Source organism: Aliiglaciecola aliphaticivorans (assembly GCF_054782055.1).
The window spans coordinates 13438-33010 of record NZ_BAAGTF010000024.1 but is presented as its reverse complement, the minus strand read 5'-3'; the positions used below and the strand labels follow the sequence as shown (position 1 = coordinate 33010).

The following is a 19573-nucleotide window of genomic DNA, read 5'->3' as shown; positions in this document are numbered from 1 at the left end:
TGTGACTCACCTGCTAACGTTAAGTAAGTCAGTTGCCGCTGTTAAATAGCGATAGAAGATATTTTAGTCATTACACAAAGAGCATGATGTGTCAGTAAACGAACGGCAAGACAGCTGTACCAGCGATCATGAAGATGCTCTGTCAGAGAGTGAGCAGGCCAATGCTGTTGAAGATAAACCTTATGTAACGGGCGAAGCGAAGACCTCCACTGCGCGCAGCAACCCCGCCAAAAAGGTTGCATTCTGGGTGTTAATCGTCATTGTGTTGTTGGTGGGTTGGTATGCCGCCACAGATCGTCTGGCTCCATCTTCTTCTAGCGGTGCGGTCTCCGGGTATCTCGCACAGCTGACGCCGCGTGTAGCCGGACAAGTAACAGAAGTTTTGGTAAGCGATGGCGATATCGTGGACGCGGGAACACCACTTTTTCGGCTCGATCCACGGGTATTCGAGCTAGCGGTGCGGGAAGCTGAAGCGAGCTTTGCGCAAGCCTTGCAATCCAACGAAGCTTCCGCCGCTGGTGTTGTTTCATCCCAGGCAGGTGTGACTCAGGCACGAGCCAATCTGGAGAATGTAAGCTCATCTGCTAATCGCACACTGACGCTTGCGGATCGCGGGTTGATTTCTGCCGTCGAGGCGGATAATGCCCGTGCGGCGTTGCGTTCTGCAGAGGCAGATTTGGCGCGTGCGGAAGCGAATCTCAAAAGCGCCCTTTTGCAACTGGGTGAACGTGGCACATTAAATCCCGAAGTGAGAGCAGCTCAAGTGCGGCTCGAGCAGGCGCAACTAAACTTACAGTTTTCCGTAATCACTGCACCCACACGAGGAGCCGTAACAAATCTCCGGCTTGCCATTGGTCAATATGTTAGCCCGGGAACGCCTGCACTGACATTTTTTGACGCGCGCGGTGCCTGGATTACCGCTGACCTTCGCGAAAACCAATTGGGCAATGTGCAGCCTGGCGATGAGGTGGATATTTTGTTTGACGCGGCGCCCGGACAAGTCTTCGCGGGCAAAGTGCAAAGCATCGCCTGGGGGATTGACCCCGGCAGGACCACAGCCGGCGGGTTGATGCAAAATCAGGCACAGAGTGAATGGTTTGAACCGGCACGTAGTATTCCGATTCATATCGAGCTTAACAACGAATTAGCAAACTGGCCGACGGCCGTGCGCGCCGGTGGAAAAGTTAGTGTGGTGGTCTATGCAGAAGGCAAGGGCAATCCCATAGCGTGGTTGTCATCGGTCGGTTTGCGGATCCGCTCGTATCTTTCATATCTCTATTGAGTTGAGGGCGCGTTATGTATGTAGCTCCGCGTCCGCGCGTTGAAGATGATCCGTTATTTGCAGTGCGTCTTGCGCTGGCGGCGGTGTTGGCATTGCTGGTAGCGTTAATGCTTCAGTCGAAAATGCCGATGATCATGCCTGCGTTAACCGTGGGTCTAATGGCCGGAATGCGCAAAGCTTTTGATCCTAAAAAGGCGTTCGGAGGACCCATCGCAATGATTGTGGTGATGTCCCTGTACGCCGCTATTGTGTCGCTTACCCGGCCCATGCCAGGAGTACTGATTGTATTTATGGCGCTAAGCAGTTTCTTGTCTTATTACCTGATTTTGCGCACAGGCAATCCGCTCGGCATGTTATTGCTTGTCGGCACTGTCCTTATGTCGGTGATGGGAATGAACTCCATTATGGTGATGGAGCTGATGCGCGATGCATTTATAGAGGGTGCGCTAGCGGCGCTGGTGATTATTCCGTTGTTGTATGCGCTTTTTCCTCCGGCAACGCGAGAAGCGAACATTGAAGTTTATAAACCCGGGACCGAAAGCTATCACGGCGCCAGAGCACTTATACGCGGTGGTGTATTGTTAATGCTGATTTTATGGCTTTATACAGTGATTGATGAAACCAACTTGATGTTGGTCATGGCTGCGGTTTTTGTGCTGGTGTTTCCCACACGCGAGCAGCTATTTGCAGAGGCTTGGGAGCGTACCTTCGCGACTATTATTGGCGGTACATTGGCATTAATGATCATAGGGCTTTTCACGCTTATGGCGCACATCAGTGTTTTACTGGTTCTGATTTTTCTGGGGGGACTTTTATTTGGCAGTCGCATGATGAATGGCGGACATCCACCCATGGTTTATCAGTTCGCGTTTTCGGTGATGATCGCTTTGGTCGTCGGTGCGCTGACTACTCAAGCGCCTCTGGATTCCACTGTATTGCGGATTCTATTAACGCTGGGCGGCACTGTCGGTGCGGCATTTTTGACCAGTCTGGCTGAAACACTTTTTCTGTCGGAAAAATTAAAGCGTAGGTTGGGGTAAAGCGTGAGTCAAACGAGCGCCGCACCCCAACATGTCCATGCCAGAAACCTTTGGTGGGTAAAGTGGTGGGTAAATTGAATCTCGTTCACAAGTTAAAATATTAACTAATTGACTTATATAAGCTAGTTTGAATTATTCGATAATAAAATTCAGAATATTGAATAAGTTTGTCAACTCTTCTAGAGGCTGTTGATCTTTGCTTATAATTTGTTCAGCAGTACATTGGCAGCCACATCATTATGAATGCCAAGGCGACTGTACTGCCGTAATTCCTTGCTAATTTATCGTATCTTGTCGAAACAGCACGATACTTTTTAATCTTCAAAAAAGCATTTTCAACTAGGTGCCGATATCTGTACAGGCACCAGTCCATATGCGCATTACCTGTCTTATTATTTATCTTTCTGGGAATGTTGGCGTTGCCCCATTTTCTTCTATGTATGCTCTTAACGACTCGCTGTCGTACCCTTTATCTGCGCATACAACTTTTGCTTTTGGTGAACAAGTGACGAGACTCTGAGCATGCACGATGTCATTCACCTGACCACCTGATAGTTCAAAATAAACCGGAAGGCCACCGCTATCGACAGCAAGATGGATTTTTGTCGAGTTACCTCCCCGACTTTTGCCAATGGATTCATCGTAAGGGCTGGCCGCACCGCTACTATCCTGATGCGCCTTAACGATACTGCCATCAATAAATAACCATTCTGGGTCATTGTCGCGAGCCAAAGCCTGAAATAGCAACTGGAGCAATCCCTTTTTCGACCAGAGGTTGAAGCGTCTGAAAACCGTGTTCCATCGTCCGAATTCTGATGGTAAGTCACGCCACTGAACCCCCGTACGCATCCGGTATAAGATACCTTCAAGCGTGTTTCTGTGTTCGAATTTATTATAAACCCGGCCACTTTCTTTAAGTAAAAGCCTTAACTTTTCCCACGTCCCATCTGTTAACATTGTTCTTGGCATAGCAACTTTCCGGTAAATTATTTTTTGCGAAACAATTATACCTTGTTGCTATGCCGATTGTTTTTTAGACAAAGATCAACAGCCTCTAGACTTAACTTCCCTAAAGTTAGTCTCAGCGGATACAAGAATTGGCCCATGTGTAGGTAATGTGGGTAAGTTCATTTGTATCGGCTTAAATTACAGTGACCATGCTGCCGAATCGGGAATGCCATTGCCCACAGAGCCTGAAGTATTTACCAAAGCTACCAGCGCTATTTGCGGACCTGACGATGACATCATAAAGCCTAAAAATAGCACCAAATTAGACTGGGAAGTAGAACTCGCGCTGGTCATCGGCAAAGAAGCAAAATATGTTAGTGAAGAGGAAGCTGAAGACTATATTGCAGGCTATTGCGTTTGTAATGATGTCTCTGAGCGCGCTTTCCAACTTGAGCGTGGTAATCAATGGGATAAAGGAAAAGGATGCGATACTTTTGGCCCTATTGGGCCTTGGTTAGTGACCAGCGATGAAGTGGGCGATCCCACACAATTAGACATGTGGTTAGAAGTAAACGGCCACCGTTATCAAAATGGTAGTACTCGTACGATGGTCTTCAAGCCGGCCTTTATTGTCAGCTACTTGAGCCAATTCATGAGTTTGCAGCCTGGAGATATTATTTCAACGGGCACACCGCCAGGCGTCGGCTTAGGTCAAAAACCACCGATTTACCTTAATGCCGGTGACAAGATTAGTTTAGGCATAGAAAAACTAGGGAAACAGCAGCAAACGGTGGTTGATTACCAAGCTAAATAATCTTTATTATTTTAATTGTTTTACCATGTGTTTAGACACTTCGAATAAACACATGGTGTATCGATAAAAATCCATGAAGTTAAATCGTGCTTCAGGGTATGTCTAACTCCTTTACAACATGCCTAATAAACCTCTGTTAACCTTAAAATACAAAGGCTAAATCAGCATTAAAGAATATAGAACCGACTAGGACAACCAGCAAACTTATATTTTTCATCGCAATAAAGTCCATAATGTTCACAATAATATCAATCTTATAATTTCAATAGCTATGCTAGTCTTAAGTTATTGAAACCATACTTGAGAACATTTATGTCTGAACAAATACAAAAAGTCCCGTTACTAATTAATGGTGGCCTAGTACAAAGTACAAGCGATCAATGGATTGATGTTACCAATCCAGCCGACCAACAAGTGATAGCGGAAGTTCCTTTGGCAACATCCCAGGAAGTCGAAGACGCTGTTAGCGCAGCCAAGGTGGCGTTTGAGTCTTGGAAAGATGTTCCTGTAAGTGAAAGAGCGAGACTCATGCTGCGCTATCAAGCCTTGCTGAAAGAAAATCATGACGAACTTGCCAGTTTACTCGCAAAAGAAACCGGTAAAACCTTTGCGGACGCCAAAGGGGATGTGTGGCGTGGCATTGAAGTAGTAGAACATGCTTGTAATATCGCTTCGCTTAGCATGGGTGAGATTCTTGAAAACGTGGCAAACAAAATCGACTGTTACAGCATTACCCAACCGCTAGGTGTGTGCGTAGGTATTACTCCCTTTAATTTCCCGGCAATGATCCCCTTGTGGATGTTCCCCATGGCGATTGTTTGTGGAAATACCTTCGTACTCAAACCTTCAGAACAAGACCCTTTAACGCCAATGCGTTTAGCTGCGCTGTTCAAAGAAGCGGGCGCGCCTGACGGCCTATTACAAATAGTGCACGGTGGCAAAGACGTGGTAAATCAATTACTAACTCACAAAGATACGCCAGCCATATCCTTTGTTGGTTCTGTTGCCGTGGGAGAGCATATTTATCGTACCGGTACCGACCACCTAAAACGCGTGCAAGCCTTTGCAGGGGCAAAAAACCATATGGTTGTCATGCCTGATGCTTCTAAAAACCAAGTAATTAATGCCATCGCCGGTGCGTCCGTTGGTGCCGCAGGACAGCGCTGTATGGCCATTTCAGTGGTGGTTTTGGTAGGCGAAACCAAACAATGGGTGGGCGAGATGCGTGATGCATTGGCAAAAGTTAAACCTGGCGTATGGGATGATCCAGAAGCAGGTTATGGCCCATTAATTAATCCCCAAGCCAAACAACGAGTTCTAAGCCTTATTCAAGACGGAAAAGATGCTGGGGCGACTTGTCTGCTCGATGGTAGTGACTATGAAGTACCTGGATATCCTGACGGAAACTGGGTGGGACCAACCATGTTCACCGATGTTACTCGTGACATGTCAATTTATCAGCAAGAAATCTTCGGACCGGTATTAATCGTGTTGGAAGTGGATACATTAGAGCAAGCCATTAACCTAATCAATGAAAACCCTTACGGCAATGGCACATCTATCTATACGTCATCTGGCGCAGTAGCACGTAAATATCAACACGAAATTAAAGTGGGCCAGGTGGGCATCAATGTGCCTGTTCCGGTACCACTACCGATGTTCTCTTTTACGGGCTGGCGGAAATCGTTTTACGGTGATCAGCATGCTTACGGTAAACAAGCTGTTAAGTTTTACACCGAGACTAAGACCATCACTGCACGTTGGTTTGAAGATGATATCGATACTGGTGTAAATACCACGATTGAATTGAAGTAATTTTTCTTTGTAAATTAAAGGACAAAACAATGGCTGTTATCGGTTTTATAGGTTTAGGCAATATGGGTGGTCCAATGGCTATCAACTTAGTCAAAGGAGGCCACACCGTAAAAGTGTTTGATTTATTTCCAGAAGCGGTTGATAAGGTTGTGACACAAGGCGCAACAGCTGCAGGTAGCGCAGTAGATGCGGCTCAGGAATCTGACGTTGTTGTAACCATGCTACCTTCAGGAAAACATGTTGAAAGTCTATATGTTTCCTCAGATCAGCCATTGTTTGATGTGGTAAAAAAAGATGTATTAATTATAGATTCATCCACCATAGATGCAGCAACAGCAAAAAAGGTATCCGCTATTGCAGCTGAGCAGGGATTGAGTTTTGTTGATGCTCCTGTGTCCGGCGGAGTAGCTGGCGCAGCCGCAGGTACCCTAGCCTTTATGGTAGGCGGCACTAAAGAGCAATTTGACCAAGCTAAACCCATTTTAGACAACATGGGGCTGAATATTTTTCATGCTGGCCCTAGCGGTGCAGGTCAAATCGCAAAATGTTGTAATAACATGTTGTTGTCAGTATTGATGGCCGGTACAGCCGAAGCACTGAACATGGGTGTTGAAAATGGTTTAGATCCTGCTGTGCTATCTGAAATAATGCTGCAAAGCTCTGGTAATAATTGGGTATTACAAAAATACAATCCTTATCCAAATGTAATGGAAGGGGTTCCGTCCTCCAACGACTATCAGGGTGGATTTCAGGTTGACCTAATGTATAAAGATTTGGGTTTAGCAATGGATATAAGTCACCAAAGTGGTGCTGCTACGCCTATGGGGGCTCAAGCTAAATCCCTGTATACGATGCACAAATCAAAGGGCAATGGCCCGTTAGATTTTTCCAGTATTATGACATTATATCGGAACGAATAAACTCAAATACTTAGAACAGTAATAGTCAGTCATAAGTGACGCCAATTTGACCAGCAATTGACTAGTATGATGGAATTCAGGTTTTGATATGATTGTAGAGGTAAGCCAATGAGTATCTGGTTTGAAACGCCAAAACTAGAAGATCTAAATTTGTTAATGGAAAACATTAAGATACACCGTTCCCTTGGGTTAGAAATAACAGAAATAGGTGACGATTTTATTCGAGGAACCATGCCTGCCGATGAGCGCACTTTTCAACCCTTTGGCGTAGTTCATGGCGGCGCAAATGTGGTGTTAGCAGAAACCTTGGGGAGTATAGCTGGCTATTTATGTGTAGATAAAAATAAATTTCAGGTGTTTGGACAAGAAGTTAGCGCCAGCCATATACGTTCAATATCGACAGGTATAGTAACAGCAACCGCTCGCGCGGTGCACTTGGGATCACGTTCTCAAATTTGGGAGATCCATATGCACAATGACCTAGGTAAACTCAGCTGTTTGTCGAAACTAACCATGGCCGTTGTGCCAATTAGACGTTAACCACAAAGCCTAATACTGCTGTAATTGCGATAGGTTTAGTTAAACAGCTCTTTGGTTGTATTGCCGCTTGCGATAAGCCGATGGTGATAACCCAGTGTGCTTTTTAAACAATCTCGAAAAGTACAAACTATCATCGTAACCTACCCTTGAAGCGATACCTTGTATCGCTAACTCGCTGGTTTCCAATAAATAGCTAGCATATTCTACTTTCATTTTTAAAAAGTGCTGCACGGGTGAGAAACCCGTTGCCTCTTTGTATTTTTTACTAAAGTGAAACTTAGATAAATTGACCTGCGAAGACAGCGCATCTAAATCAATGGATTTATTCAGGTTTTGAAGCATGTAGGCTTGTAAAATATCGAGATTAAATTGTTGTCTTTCCGGGGTTTTGATTTGTTGGGCCAACATTCCAATATACGCTAGTAACTGCTTAAGCATATTGGCAGCATAGACCATCGCTGGTGTATTATAACCAGTGCTAGACTCAGCCAATACAGAACGAAATTGCGCCATTAGCACAGGTGAATGGCCTACTTTCAGTATGGGAAGTTCTTTTTTATAGTCCATATTATAGACATATTCCTGGGCTTGATAACCGGAAAAGTGACACCAATAAATGGACCAGGGATCATCAACATTGGCCCAATAACGATGGTTCACTCCCCTTGGCAATAATACTAATTCACCACTTTGAATTTCTCCACTCCAATCATGAGTATGTAAAAAACCTTTTCCCGAAAAACAGTAAATAAGAATATTATCATCATGTCGATTTCGTGACATTTCATGGGAAAGGGCTTTTTCATAGCGACCTACAGCCAAAGGGTAACAATCTTTGGTAAGGGGGTGCTGTTGCAATTGCTGACGGATCACAACCGGCGAGACCATACGTTCGCTATCACTACTTAATGGCCAATTTGAAGTCTTGCTCATGTCACTATATCCCGTAAAACTCTAGCTACTTACCCGTGTAAATTCGCAAGCATACTGCATAACGCAATATAGTCCATATCAACAACAAGATAAACAATTAGCCATAAAGATATAGACTGCTATTATCAGGTAGTTCAGTTTTACAATGTTAGTGGATCAACTTAGCCGTCGCTCAAAACAATAACCGGCAACAATCAATATCACTAGCACCCAAATGGAAGAATATTTAAAATGATGACTGCGTCTGTATTATTTGAAGAAAGAGCTTCAATGGCAAACAAAAAAATTGCCATTGCGACGCTAAATGTTGAGAAAACCTTAAATTCTCTCACCCTAGAAATGGTTGATTTGTTGTATAAGCAACTTTTGGAGTGGCAACAAGACGATTCAATTAGCTGCGTATTTTTGCACGGAGCCGGTCCCAAAGCCTTCTGTGCAGGAGGTGACGTTCAGCAACTTTACCACTCTGCTTTGAGTCAACCCGGTGGTCCTTGCGAATATGCTGAAACGTTTTTCGAGCATGAATACCGTTTAGATTATTTACTCCATACCTTTGCAAAACCTATTATTTGCTGGGGGCATGGCATAGTAATGGGCGGCGGTCTTGGCCTTATGGCGGGTTGCAGCCATAGAATCGTGACCGAACGAACTCGCATGGCCATGCCTGAGATTACCATTGGACTGTTCCCCGATGTTGGCGGCAGTTGGTTTTTAAATCGTATGCCCGGGCGCATTGGTTTATTCTTAGGGCTCACGGCAGCCCACATGAATGCCGCTGATTGCATTTACACTGGCTTAGCCGATCGTTTTATCGAAAACGCCCAAAAAGACACGGTTTTAGCTGAATTAGTAGCCATTGAATGGCAGCCAGATGCGCTACGGCATAAAGAGCAGATCACTGAAGTGTTACGACATTTCGAGCAACAAAATCATGAAACCAGACCTGCCGACAATATAGCGGCGCACTATGAGACAATTCAGCAATTAACCGACCAAAACAACTTTTATGACATTGTTGACGCTATAACTGGCTATCAATCTGATGATTCTTGGATGACAGCGGCGGCTTCGGCACTCGCTCATGGCTCCCCCATTAGTGCTTGCAGTATTTATCAAACATTAAACAAAACCTTGCATATGTCTTTAGCTGAAGTGTTTCAGTTTGAACTTATTTTAGTTACCAATACTGTTCGTAATTCAGATTTTGTTGAAGGAGTAAGAGCTCTGCTGATTGATAAAGATAAGTCACCTACCTGGCAATATGACTCAGTTAGAGCTGTGCCTTCTCAAGTTCTACAGAAGCTAATAACCCCACCATGGCCAACTAACCCATTGGCGGATTTATGACGCCTTAAAGGGGGCTAGATACTGTTAGTCCAAGAAGAATTGTGATTTTAATGAGCTTTTAAATAGCCATGATGAAATTTGCAGAGTAAAACTCTTAATTAAAGAACATGAATACTGCCACCCCATGGCCCCTTGCCCAATCAGAGCTTCAATTCAGTATTGAGCTAGTCGATTGACCATAAATCAACTTAAATTCTCGTTTTTTAAACACCAACTCGGCTAACTAGAATGCAAATAAAAACAAAGTCATACTGCCTAACATATTTGGTATTTTATTGATTTTAGAATAGGAGCTTTTGCGTGAAAAACCAAATGGAAAGGGTATTAATCGTAATTTCGTTCAAATTTAAAAATTTCCATCTCAACGTTTACCTCGCGAATTGGCTCATCCAGCGAAATTCCTGACTTTGTCCCCCAATCAATGAAGTCGCGACATTGCTTTTCCATCCATTCTTTGGCGAGTTCTGAGTTTCCTTCTTTTAGGGCATTATATATTTTTGTGTGAACTTCAAGCAGTCGCTTACCCTGCCCCATTTTTGAAATTACTTTTCCAGAAGCTGGCAAAAGGAAATCGCTAATCGGTTCTCCCACTAACAATACAGCCTTGTTCCCAGCAGCCTCAGCAACAAGGTCGTGAAATTCAATAACAGCTTTTACCATTTCAATAGGGTCATCAAGTGTAGCAGCGGTTTTTTGAAGGTTAATTTCAATTTTTTGTAACTGCTCTTTAGTGATCCGTTTAGCCGCCAGAGCCGCAATTACTGGCTCAATCATCATATTGGCTTCCCACAGTTCACGATATGTGATCCCATGAAGCACAATAGCTTGTTGCATTGCAGTGGAAGAAATACTAGGACAGGGTGCCGATACCATCATTCTTCTTCGTGGCCCCCTAACCACCAAGCCTGAACTCTCCAGCTTACGTAATGCTTCACGGACTGTTGGACGGGTTACACCTAATTGTTCTGCGAGGTCATGTTCCACTGGAAGTAAATCACCAGGTGCTAATGACCCATCCATGATTTTCTCGCGTAACGCTTCTTCCACCAATTGATATGCAGTTGCTCGTTTAAGTGAAGTGAGCTTTTCGTTTTTAATCACCTAAAACTTTCTCCTGAATAGGTGTAGCGCCTTTTTAGGCCATTGATTATGAGCCTATACCATTTACTGTAGCTTAAAATTAATATTGTTAGACTGACTGATTGACTTACTATAAGCGAATTGGGGTATATTATCCTAGGGCTAAAATGATTAACAGATTTAAAGTCCCCCCAAAAATGTTCTTGAAAAGCTTGATGTTTGAGCGCACTCGGGTATAGATAAGGCAACCGGAATTGACTCTATTGCCAAATGGTTGGAAGACAATTGCCCCGAAAATTTCATACCCGGAGTTATTCATGGCGACGCACATATCGGCAACGTTATGTTTGAAAATGACAGCCCGGAAATTGCCGCTTTAATCGACTGGGAGTTGGCCACTATTGTCGATCCATTAATTGATTTGGGTTGGGTTGGGAAATAGCAACTTGGCCAGAATCAAAGGGTAAAGGAACCCTTGATTTTTCGGAACTGGATATTGATGGTTTCCCGACAATCGAAGAACTGATAAAACACTATGGGAAACATTCGACACCTGACTTAAGCAATATAGCTTGGTACGGCGTCCTAGGCTGCTTCAAACGAACTGTAATTCTTGAAGGTACCTATGTGAGATATTGCGCTGGAAAAGCGCCAAAAGATGTGGCTGAGATGCTCCATGAAACCACCTTTAGGTTATTAGAACGGGCTCACCAGTTGATTGCGCAGGTTGCAGTTAAACCTTGAAATCTAGTTACTAAAACAGACTAGGTGACAGCAGCTTCTGGTGGCGGATAGCCGCCAAAAGCGTTGCCAATTTGAGCTCAGTTAAAGGCCTATCAACTCTTTTAGACTGATGTTGGAATACAATGGAGTTTAGCAAAGTCATACACTTGTTTACCCACTAAATTCAGTTGCATCTGGACATTTTCGTCGTCCACTTTGCCATCTTTAAACATGCCCGATACAGCGCGTATACCTGCACCAAACGGCGTTGGCCAGCCACGCAATGCATGCACGATAGAGCGCATAGACCCCAATGTTGAGCCAATTGCTTGCCATCCATAAGCTGTCACCACTATGCCAACGGGAACGCCATCCATGTACACCCGAGAATCCTTGGATGTTTCCTCAAAATAATCGATGGCATTTTTCATCAAGCCAGAAATCGAACCATGATAACTAGGCGTAGCCAAAATGATGCCATCGGCTTCACGAATTTTTGCCACTAACTCACGGGCTTCAGGCGAAGATTCAAGAGCACCATATGAATAATGGGGCAGCGCGGATAGAAATGCACCATCAAAATGGGTTACGGATGCGCCTTCAGATTCTGCAGATTGTAATGCTATTTTCATTGCATTTTCGGTGGATGAACCTGGCGAAGTCGTGCCGCCGATTCCCACAATAGAGATACCTTTAGTCATTCATTTTTCCTCAGCTTGCATGTGCATAGCACTTATTCTTGGTTGCCATTTATATTGGTTACTATTCTTAATTTTTTGTCAGCAATGGCTACCTTTTCGCGAATTAACGGAATAAGACCTTTGCCAAGTAGTCGAACGTCACTCAAGGTTTCAAATCCGTTGATAAGGAACCTGTCAACGCCAACCTCGTAGTATGCCATCAATGAGTCAGAGACCTGTTCAGCAGTCCCCACCAAGGCCATTGCGTGTAAACGACCTTCCGTTGCTTTGGTAATCCCAGTCCACAATCTTTCATCTAAGCAGTCACCTTGCTCAGCTATGGCTAACATTTGTTTCGCACCTTGGTCATCAGGGCCTTTATCACGGCCAATTTTGGTGCCTGAAGATTGTATTTTAGTGACCACATCAAGCACATGCTGGGCTTTTTCCCACGCTTCTTCTTCAGTTTCACCAATAATCACGCGAATCGACATTGAGATCCCCGGGTTACGACCGTGCACTGCTGCAGCAGATTTAAATCCATCAATCACTTTTGCTGTCTGCTCAACGGTACCTGGACCGATTGCATATACGTCAGCGCACTCTGCACCCAACTTCACTGCAAGCTCAGATCCCCCACCCCAATAAACCGGAATAGCGGTTTGTTTAGGTTTTATCTTTGAAAAGCCTTGATTAAAACGATACCAATCGCCTTCAAAGTCGGTTGGCCCATCGCTTTGCCAAATTTGTCGTAGCACATCAACATATTCGCGGCTGCGTCTATAACGTTCATCTTTTGTATGGAAATCACCATCACATTGCATTTCAACATCACTTGCACCGGTAATAATATGTACACCGACCCGGCCATTGGAAAGTTGATCTAGCGTAGCGAACATGCGCGCTGCCATGGTCGGTGCAATAAACCCTGGTCGATGAGCGACCATAAACTTAAGCTTGCTAGTGACTGCCGCAATGTGACTGGCAATGGTGATACCATCCGGCCAAGTGGCAGTCTGGCCAATCAACACCCGATCAAAACCGGCCTCTTCATGAGCAATGGCATAATCGCGAATAAAATCCGTATCCAAAACATTATCAACAGGGTGTAATTCTGAAGAGTCTGCATGAAAGTGTAATCCAACAATTTCACATGGCATTTGATAACCTCCAAAGGTCGGAACTTTCAGTTCCTTAATTATTATCAGGACTGATACTTTACTGTTTAAAATTAGGCCTAGAACTTAATCAAGCCGACAGGCAATAGCGCATCGATAGCCCTTGCGATTGTTTCGATCTCTATAACCAAAAATAGATGTGGAATACTAGGCAACCTTTCATTTATCGTAACTTCACAGCTTAATTCAACAAATTCCATATTTATCTTCCTATAGTCCAGTTCCGTTCTTTAAGCACCCTCTCAGCAGCATTGTTATAGAGTTATATCATTAATGTATTGAGGTTCAACCATAACGATTTAATTATAAAATATCTAAATCAATTTATGGATTGCCTATGCATTAAATCTATAACAGAATATACAGCAGTAACCTTAGGTTTTACCGAAACTTGTTTCATGGTCATTTTTACCAAGGAGAGTATATTTTGGACATTCGCCAATTAAGACGTTTTGTAGCAGTTGCTGAACATGGCAGTTTCAATAAAGCGTCCGATATATTAGCGGTTTCGCAACCTTCATTGAGTCGCAGTATCCAACAACTCGAAGACTCACTTGATATAAAACTTTTCGAACGCGGCTCTAAAGGGATTAGTTTAACAGCGAACGGAAGAGAGCTTCTGCCCCACGCCCATATTATAATGACCGAAAGAGACAGAGCATTAGAGACCATTAACTCACTTAGAGGTAGGCGAGAAGAAGTGATCACTATTGGCACCGAACCCATGTTTATAATGCATCGCCTACCACTTGCTTTGTCGCGTTTGGCGGTTAGCGCTCCTCATTTACAAATTAAAGTTGTAGAAAATAATACACACGAATTACTGGAACATGTCCGCGAAGGAAGTATCCGCATGGCGTTTGGTGCCCGACCTCCAAGTATTGACCTGACTGGGCTTACGTTCGAACAACTCTCTGTTGAGGGCGCAAGTGTGCTCATGCGTACCGGCCACCCTTTATTAAAAAAAGCGAAACCGAAGCTAAAAGATATCGTTAATGCTCGCTGGATCGTTCCTGACGATGCAGTTGTTACACAGGGCTGGAAACAAATGTTTCTCGATAATGATTTACCCGTGCCAGAAATAGGTTTGCGCACATCATCCTTGCTGCTAATGAAAGGGTGCTTACTTAATAGTGATTTGATTTCTATGGGAAATCATAGAGAATATGCCGAAGAAATCAATTCTGGACAACTGAAAGAAATGGACTTTGGACAATCAAGTTATACCCGCCCTGCAGGTATATTCTGGCGCTCCGAAGCACGTCTTTCATACAGTGAAAAGTCGGTAATTGCGACTCTTCGTAAAGTCTGCGTTTAGAATTTACGAAGAGTTTCAACTAATCATAATATTTTGAATGATTTACTAAATTGCATGAATTTTATCGATAAAAGTTTTTAAATCTTGACCCGTTTCATCCGGTAACTCTAGCATTGGATAGTGACCCACATCTGGGTAATGAATCACTTCTACTTTAGTATTCTTAAATTCGGCTACCGCACCTGGAACTAAGTCTATGGGCAAAACTGGGTCAATATCTCCCCACTGGAGTAAAATCGGCACTTTAATTTGAGCTGCCTCATCTCCTGCACCTTTAGACCATACCGCCTTCAAATTTGCTTCATAATATTGTTTAACCAGTGCAAACTTACCATCGATATTATTCGTTTCGTAATACCAATCTAATGTTTCTGGTGTAAGCCGAGAGGAAACCCCATAAAGCCACCCCAGTGATGATTTGTAATAAAATTTCGGTAGATAGTTAGGTACCCAATTTTGATTAATATACTGTACTATTTTTACGGTAGCAGGTGGTTCAGAGGTAGGTGGCGATGACAGCGGTAACGTTGACAAAGCAAGTGCTCGAACCTGTTCAGGATGGGATGCAGTATACAGTACTGAAATCGTCGAACCACTGGAGCTTCCCACTAAGGTAAATTTATCTAATCCCTCTTGTGCGACGAATTTTTCTAGTAATTTAACAATACTTGGCATCCCTTGGGATGGTTTAGGATCTGTGGACAAGCCATACGGAGGCCAATCGATACGAATAACACGGTAGTCTGTTTTTAACCGATCTGCCCATTCGTCATAGATTCGCAAGTTCGTCATAGAACTATGTAACATTATAATGACAGGTCCCTGCCCTTCGTCCCGCACGTGCAGCTCAACGTCTTCAACCATAACAAACTTAGATGGCGCTGTTGCATGCTTTTTCTGCACATCTTCAAAGCTAGGGTTCCACCAACCGGCACGCATACTTGCAATAATTCCGACACACACTATCAGTCCAACAGCAAGTACGCTACTTGTCCATTTCAATACACTTTTTATCATCATTAACCCCTAATTATTTTACAGCTATCAACCTGGCAAGTTATGCTTTTTCTGCTTCCATCCCAGCATATTTTTTGACGACTTGTCGTTTAAGTACGAAAGCTAAAATAACCGCAATTACCATAGCCGGCCCAACAACTAAACCAAGTGACACACCCACCATATTGTCTTGTTCAAATACATATTGAGTTAACATGGCAACTAGCATTGGTCCCATTGATGCGCCAATCAAACTAGCCAAAAGAGTATTAACGGAAGTGGCTACACCGCGCATATGGGAAGGCACAATGTCCTGCATAATCACTAACGACATCACGCCAGCCATGGCTAACAGTACACCTGGGAATGAAACTAAAAAGATACTGACGTTAAGACTAGGATTGAAGGCAATAAGCCCGTACCCCACACACAAACAGTATGCGCAAATCATTACATTGAGGCGTTTTACAGGACTCTTACCTGTGAGTTTAGAGGCGAAACCACCAGCTAATGAACCAATACCACCAGCTGCAAACATCACTACGCCCATAATCAAGCCTACTTGTTGAGGCCCTAATTCGAATCGACGTAGAAATAAAGGCACATTCCAAGCTAAACCGGAATATTGAACAATGGCGACCACCATAGTCAGCAAATATAGTGAACCGACAGACTTCCAATTGACTTTGAAGAACTCATAAAACTCCCCCAATCCCGCTAAAGGGTGGGATGATTGACTTCCACCGGTGCGCTCTCTTGGCGGCTCTTTTCCCATTAATAACATTACAATGGCTAACGAACCCGCGATGCCATAAACTATAAATAACATGCGCCAAGCTTCCATATCACCAATCACCGGTAAATGAGCTAAGCCTCCCCCCATTGCCGCTTGTAATAATTGCCCGCCGATAATAAGTGACAGGCTAGCACCAAACAATTGACCAAGAATAATGCCACCGATTAAAAATCCACGATTGCGCTGAGGGGCAATATCGCCAATTAATGAAATGGCTACGGGCCACAGTGCCGCTTCACCAGCACCGACTAACATTCGAAAAATAAACAAGGTTTCAAAACTATTGGCCATACCGCAAGCAATAGTGCCGCCACTCCAGGTAAGAACTGCCATAGCGAGTAGTTTGTTGCGATTTAATCTATCTGCCATTAAGCCTAATGGAATACCGGCAAATGCGTAGAGTAACGAAAAGGAAAAACCTTGCAGCACGCCAATTTGGGTCTCTGTAAGGGATAAATCTGCTCGCAACGGCTCGACCACCATTGAAAGTACCATGCGATCCATAGTGCACAGGGCAGCGGTTAGAATTAACGCCATGATAGTAACGCGGCCACCTAGAGAGTAGAAGGTAGCAAACTTTATCTTATCAGGAACGCTATCCACTAGCGATGGATCGGGCAGAGTGTCAATTGTACTTTCACTAGGCACGTAAAGCCTCCAATGTTTTATAGTTATTATTTGTTAGACGCTACTATTTGTCTGGCAGCCGCCTGAAGTGCAAAATTCATTTTTAACTCAAAAAAGCCCTACCAACTGGGAACTGTTGGCAGAGCAGCGGGAGTCAAAAACTAGAACTTGTAACCTATTTCAACACCAAATTCAGCCGGTCTTTGTGCTGTTGCTTGCAAGCACTGCTGATTACTACCATAAGTTGCTGTATCTGTTTCAACAAAAGCGCAACCAGAAGAAGCACCCGCTAAACCAGCACCAATGGCTCGGTCTTGATTGAAGATGTTTTTACCATAAAGAGCAACTTCTAAGTCATCGCCTGTTAAGCTGATGCGACCATTAAAGGTCCACGCACTTTTAACCGTAACCAAATTGGACAAGTCAGCGTAGAATTCACCACGATATTTGGCATCTAAACGAACAGACAGGCTCATGTTTTTATAAAAATCATCAACATAATATTCACTGCCAATAGTACCGTTCCATTTAGGTATGTTAGTCTGGGTTTTACCATCAAGAGAAACTGGGTCACCCACTTCTCCTTCAAATCCCCAAGCCGAGGTTGCCGACATAACAAAGGGTTCATCATTCACAAATTCATGATCTGCATAACCAAGCGAGCCTGTTAATGTAAAGGCTTCCGTAACTGCGACTCTAGATTCTAACTCAAACCCGTACACTTCTGACTCACCAACGTTATTAACGTAAGTCACTGGAATCAGTTGGTCGCCTATAGGTAGATTAATTGAACTTACCAACTGTTGATTTTCAACGTGTTGATAAAAAGCCGCCATGTTTAGGGTAATAAGACCGTCGTTGAACTCATTTTTAGAACCAAGCTCAAAGTTATCTAACTCTTCTGGATCAGCCACCACAATTAGAGGTTCGCCATTAACCTGAACAAGACTCTGACGAGCACTTTTCACACCAGAAGAATACAAACCGTAGAGCATATTATCTTCAGAGAGTTTATAACTAAGGGTTACACGAGGAGAGAAATCGGTAGAAGAATTACTACCAGCGGTATCAATTGGCGAAGTACAATTTGGGCATGCCATGTAAGTCACTCTTTCGTCTGCAATTCGACCTTCAACACTTAACGTTAGCTGTTCGGTCAAATCATAATCGAAGCCACCAAAAACGGCATAGTTTTCTAGTTTTTCTTTACGAGCCGTACCATCTGGATTTGCGTCGCTAGCGAAAGAGGTGAATTGAGTTTCATCAAATTCATAAAAGTAATAAAGCCCAGCACGCCATCTGAAATCTGAATCGCCAGGCGACAATAACACTAATTGTTGGCTGTAGTTCTCAAAGATTTCACTAGCAGGAATTGTAAATCCAGCAAAAAATCCAAGGTCAATTTCATCAGTACCCACTAAATCACCAAATACTGGATCTTGACCAGGCAAATAAGCACGAGCAGAAAAAGAAAACTCTCTGTCATCTTCACTGTAGTAATACCCAGCACTATAGGTTAACTCATAATCACCAATTTCTTTATTGACAATCAAAGATGCAAAGTAGCGGTCACGAAGAAAACTATCAGCGCCTAAGTTAGCAATTAGGTCTACATCAGGATCGGGTAATACTGAGGGGTAAAATGATCCTGAAGCTCGAGGCAAGGTAACCAAATCTGCACCAGCTTCAACCCACTCTCTAGGATGCTGAATAACAGCAAGTGAACTATGATCTTTATCATGTGAAAACATACCCTTTAACTTAATAGAAAGGGTGTCTGATGGCTTATATAACAAATCTAATGAGGCAATTTGTGAACGTTCTTGACCGATAGAGGTACCATCGTCAGTCGCTTCTGCCACTCCACCATTTTGGAATACACTGCCAGCTACATTTAACCAAAGTTTATCCTCAATCAATGGCATTTCCACAGAACCTTCAAGTAAATAGCTGGTATCTGGACCGCCAGTCACTTGGCCAAGTTTAGCGCGAAAGCTTCCAGTAACAACGTCACTACCTAACTCTTGTGTTATAAAGTTAACGGCACCACTGTATGTTGCACGACCAAAACTCGCAGCTTGCGGGCCCTTGATAACCTCTACGCGTTCTATGCCGTTTAAGCCCAAAGAAGCTAACTGTCCACTAAGAGGAACACCATCAAGGAAAAAAGACACACCTTGATAACGCTCATCAGAGGTATTAGGTGTAAGTCCTCGCATACCAACGGCAGTAGGATCATTACGGTTTGACGCTGATAAGTAAAGATTAGGTACGGCATCTTGCAAGTCACGTAAACCGTTAACTTGACCATTTTTCAAATCATCAGACGATAATACGTTAATCGCAAGGGGAACTTCTTGCAGCGGCTCGACTCGATTTTTTGCTGTTACTACGACTCGTTCAACATCAGCATCTGTTGTATTATCAACATCCTGAGCTGCAGCAGTTGTTGTCAAAACTCCAACACTTGCGAGAGTCAACATCGCTTGAGCAAGTAGCGTTCGTTTAAAGGTTTTAGTTTTTTTCATCAGTTTTC

The 19573-nt window shown here is 43.6% G+C and carries 18 protein-coding genes; 10 read left to right on the top strand and 8 right to left on the bottom strand.

The features are described 5' to 3' along the window. Nucleotides 1-88: 88 nt before the first annotated feature. Both ACYVIL_RS13420 and ACYVIL_RS13415 read left to right on the top strand, forming a co-directional pair. Entirely contained in the window at nucleotides 89-1282 is a 1194-nt protein-coding gene (locus tag ACYVIL_RS13420; RefSeq protein ID WP_460312773.1) for an HlyD family secretion protein, read from the top strand. A 14-nt stretch (nucleotides 1283-1296) separates the two neighbouring features. Continuing rightward, entirely contained in the window at nucleotides 1297-2322 is a 1026-nt protein-coding gene (locus ACYVIL_RS13415) for an FUSC family protein (protein ID WP_460312772.1), read from the top strand. Nucleotides 2323-2533: 211 nt separating this feature from the next. On the opposite strand, the gene ACYVIL_RS13410 is transcribed toward ACYVIL_RS13415, so the two are convergent. Further along, a protein-coding gene (locus ACYVIL_RS13410; RefSeq protein ID WP_460312771.1) for an IS5 family transposase occupies nucleotides 2534-3291 on the bottom strand; the annotation gives its coding sequence in 2 pieces (ribosomal slippage) (nucleotides 2534-2757 and nucleotides 2757-3291; 759 coding nt in all). Between the two features lie 148 nt (nucleotides 3292-3439). Between ACYVIL_RS13410 and ACYVIL_RS13405 the strand changes: the two genes are divergently transcribed. The 4 genes from ACYVIL_RS13405 to ACYVIL_RS13390 all read left to right on the top strand — a co-directional run bounded on the left by ACYVIL_RS13405 (nucleotide 3440) and on the right by ACYVIL_RS13390 (nucleotide 7359). Continuing rightward, a complete protein-coding gene (locus ACYVIL_RS13405; RefSeq protein WP_460312770.1) occupies nucleotides 3440-4084 on the top strand; it encodes a fumarylacetoacetate hydrolase family protein in 645 nt (214 codons plus the stop codon). A gap of 312 nt (nucleotides 4085-4396) precedes the next feature. Next, nucleotides 4397-5899, top strand: a complete 1503-nt coding sequence (locus ACYVIL_RS13400; RefSeq protein WP_460312769.1) for a CoA-acylating methylmalonate-semialdehyde dehydrogenase — start codon at nucleotides 4397-4399, stop codon at nucleotides 5897-5899. 29 nt (nucleotides 5900-5928) lie between these two features. Next, a complete protein-coding gene (mmsB, locus tag ACYVIL_RS13395; protein WP_460312768.1) occupies nucleotides 5929-6819 on the top strand; it encodes a 3-hydroxyisobutyrate dehydrogenase in 891 nt (296 codons plus the stop codon). Between the two features lie 108 nt (nucleotides 6820-6927). Continuing rightward, nucleotides 6928-7359 carry a hotdog fold thioesterase gene (locus ACYVIL_RS13390; RefSeq protein ID WP_460312767.1) on the top strand — a complete coding sequence of 144 codons (432 nt, stop codon included), beginning with the start codon at nucleotides 6928-6930 and terminating at the stop codon, nucleotides 7357-7359. A gap of 39 nt (nucleotides 7360-7398) precedes the next feature. Here ACYVIL_RS13390 and ACYVIL_RS13385 read toward each other — a convergent pair whose 3' ends face one another. Then, complete coding sequence (locus ACYVIL_RS13385) at nucleotides 7399-8292, bottom strand: AraC family transcriptional regulator (protein ID WP_460312766.1); 894 nt, start codon at nucleotides 8290-8292, stop codon at nucleotides 7399-7401. Nucleotides 8293-8562: 270 nt separating this feature from the next. On the opposite strand from ACYVIL_RS13385, the gene ACYVIL_RS13380 reads away from it, so the two are divergent. Next, the gene (locus ACYVIL_RS13380) at nucleotides 8563-9639 is read left to right on the top strand and encodes an enoyl-CoA hydratase/isomerase family protein (RefSeq protein ID WP_460312765.1); all 1077 of its coding nucleotides are present in this window, start codon (nucleotides 8563-8565) and stop codon (nucleotides 9637-9639) included. 324 nt (nucleotides 9640-9963) lie between these two features. Here the strand turns inward: ACYVIL_RS13380 and ACYVIL_RS13375 are convergent, their stop codons facing one another. Continuing rightward, nucleotides 9964-10740 (bottom strand): FadR/GntR family transcriptional regulator, encoded by a 777-nt coding sequence (locus ACYVIL_RS13375; RefSeq protein ID WP_460312764.1) that lies wholly within the window; start codon nucleotides 10738-10740, stop codon nucleotides 9964-9966. A 253-nt stretch (nucleotides 10741-10993) separates the two neighbouring features. Here ACYVIL_RS13375 and ACYVIL_RS13370 point away from each other — a divergent pair, with 253 nt between their 5' ends. Both ACYVIL_RS13370 and ACYVIL_RS13365 read left to right on the top strand, forming a co-directional pair. Next, on the top strand, nucleotides 10994-11161 hold the full coding sequence (locus ACYVIL_RS13370; RefSeq protein ID WP_460312763.1) for a phosphotransferase: 168 nt from the start codon (nucleotides 10994-10996) through the stop codon (nucleotides 11159-11161). Next, a complete protein-coding gene (locus ACYVIL_RS13365; RefSeq protein WP_460312762.1) occupies nucleotides 11146-11463 on the top strand; it encodes a hypothetical protein in 318 nt (105 codons plus the stop codon). The genes ACYVIL_RS13370 and ACYVIL_RS13365 overlap by 16 nt, the downstream gene beginning before the upstream one ends. Before the next feature lie 101 nt (nucleotides 11464-11564). Here ACYVIL_RS13365 and ACYVIL_RS13360 read toward each other — a convergent pair whose 3' ends face one another. Beyond that, entirely contained in the window at nucleotides 11565-12143 is a 579-nt protein-coding gene (locus ACYVIL_RS13360; RefSeq protein WP_460312761.1) for an NADPH-dependent FMN reductase, read from the bottom strand. Nucleotides 12144-12175: 32 nt separating this feature from the next. Beyond that, a complete protein-coding gene (locus ACYVIL_RS13355; RefSeq protein ID WP_460312760.1) occupies nucleotides 12176-13282 on the bottom strand; it encodes an LLM class flavin-dependent oxidoreductase in 1107 nt (368 codons plus the stop codon). Between the two features lie 445 nt (nucleotides 13283-13727). Here ACYVIL_RS13355 and ACYVIL_RS13350 point away from each other — a divergent pair, with 445 nt between their 5' ends. Beyond that, nucleotides 13728-14618, top strand: coding sequence for a LysR family transcriptional regulator (locus ACYVIL_RS13350; RefSeq protein ID WP_303473117.1), 891 nt, complete (start codon nucleotides 13728-13730; stop codon nucleotides 14616-14618). 45 nt (nucleotides 14619-14663) lie between these two features. On the opposite strand, the gene ACYVIL_RS13345 is transcribed toward ACYVIL_RS13350, so the two are convergent. The 3 genes from ACYVIL_RS13345 to ACYVIL_RS13335 all read right to left on the bottom strand — a co-directional run bounded on the left by ACYVIL_RS13345 (nucleotide 14664) and on the right by ACYVIL_RS13335 (nucleotide 19565). After that, complete coding sequence (locus ACYVIL_RS13345) at nucleotides 14664-15635, bottom strand: alpha/beta fold hydrolase (protein ID WP_303473115.1); 972 nt, start codon at nucleotides 15633-15635, stop codon at nucleotides 14664-14666. Between the two features lie 40 nt (nucleotides 15636-15675). Continuing rightward, a complete protein-coding gene (locus tag ACYVIL_RS13340) occupies nucleotides 15676-17058 on the bottom strand; it encodes an MFS transporter (RefSeq protein ID WP_460312759.1) in 1383 nt (460 codons plus the stop codon). A gap of 140 nt (nucleotides 17059-17198) precedes the next feature. Next, entirely contained in the window at nucleotides 17199-19565 is a 2367-nt protein-coding gene (locus ACYVIL_RS13335; RefSeq protein WP_460312758.1) for a TonB-dependent receptor, read from the bottom strand. Between the last annotated feature and the right edge of the window lie 8 nt (nucleotides 19566-19573).

Excerpts from the sequence above, each read along its gene's own strand:
- ACYVIL_RS13415 (WP_460312772.1), top strand. The coding sequence starts at position 1,297 with ATGTATGTAGCTCCGCGTCCGCGCGTTGAAGATGATCCGTTATTTGCA.
- ACYVIL_RS13400 (WP_460312769.1), top strand. The coding sequence starts at position 4,397 with ATGTCTGAACAAATACAAAAAGTCCCGTTACTAATTAATGGTGGCCTA.
- mmsB (WP_460312768.1), top strand. The coding sequence starts at position 5,929 with ATGGCTGTTATCGGTTTTATAGGTTTAGGCAATATGGGTGGTCCAATG.
- ACYVIL_RS13390 (WP_460312767.1), top strand. The coding sequence starts at position 6,928 with ATGAGTATCTGGTTTGAAACGCCAAAACTAGAAGATCTAAATTTGTTA.
- ACYVIL_RS13385 (WP_460312766.1), bottom strand. The coding sequence starts at position 8,292 with ATGAGCAAGACTTCAAATTGGCCATTAAGTAGTGATAGCGAACGTATG.
- ACYVIL_RS13380 (WP_460312765.1), top strand. The coding sequence starts at position 8,563 with ATGGCAAACAAAAAAATTGCCATTGCGACGCTAAATGTTGAGAAAACC.
- ACYVIL_RS13360 (WP_460312761.1), bottom strand. The coding sequence starts at position 12,143 with ATGACTAAAGGTATCTCTATTGTGGGAATCGGCGGCACGACTTCGCCA.
- ACYVIL_RS13355 (WP_460312760.1), bottom strand. The coding sequence starts at position 13,282 with ATGCCATGTGAAATTGTTGGATTACACTTTCATGCAGACTCTTCAGAA.
- ACYVIL_RS13345 (WP_303473115.1), bottom strand. The coding sequence starts at position 15,635 with ATGATAAAAAGTGTATTGAAATGGACAAGTAGCGTACTTGCTGTTGGA.
- ACYVIL_RS13335 (WP_460312758.1), bottom strand. The coding sequence starts at position 19,565 with ATGAAAAAAACTAAAACCTTTAAACGAACGCTACTTGCTCAAGCGATG.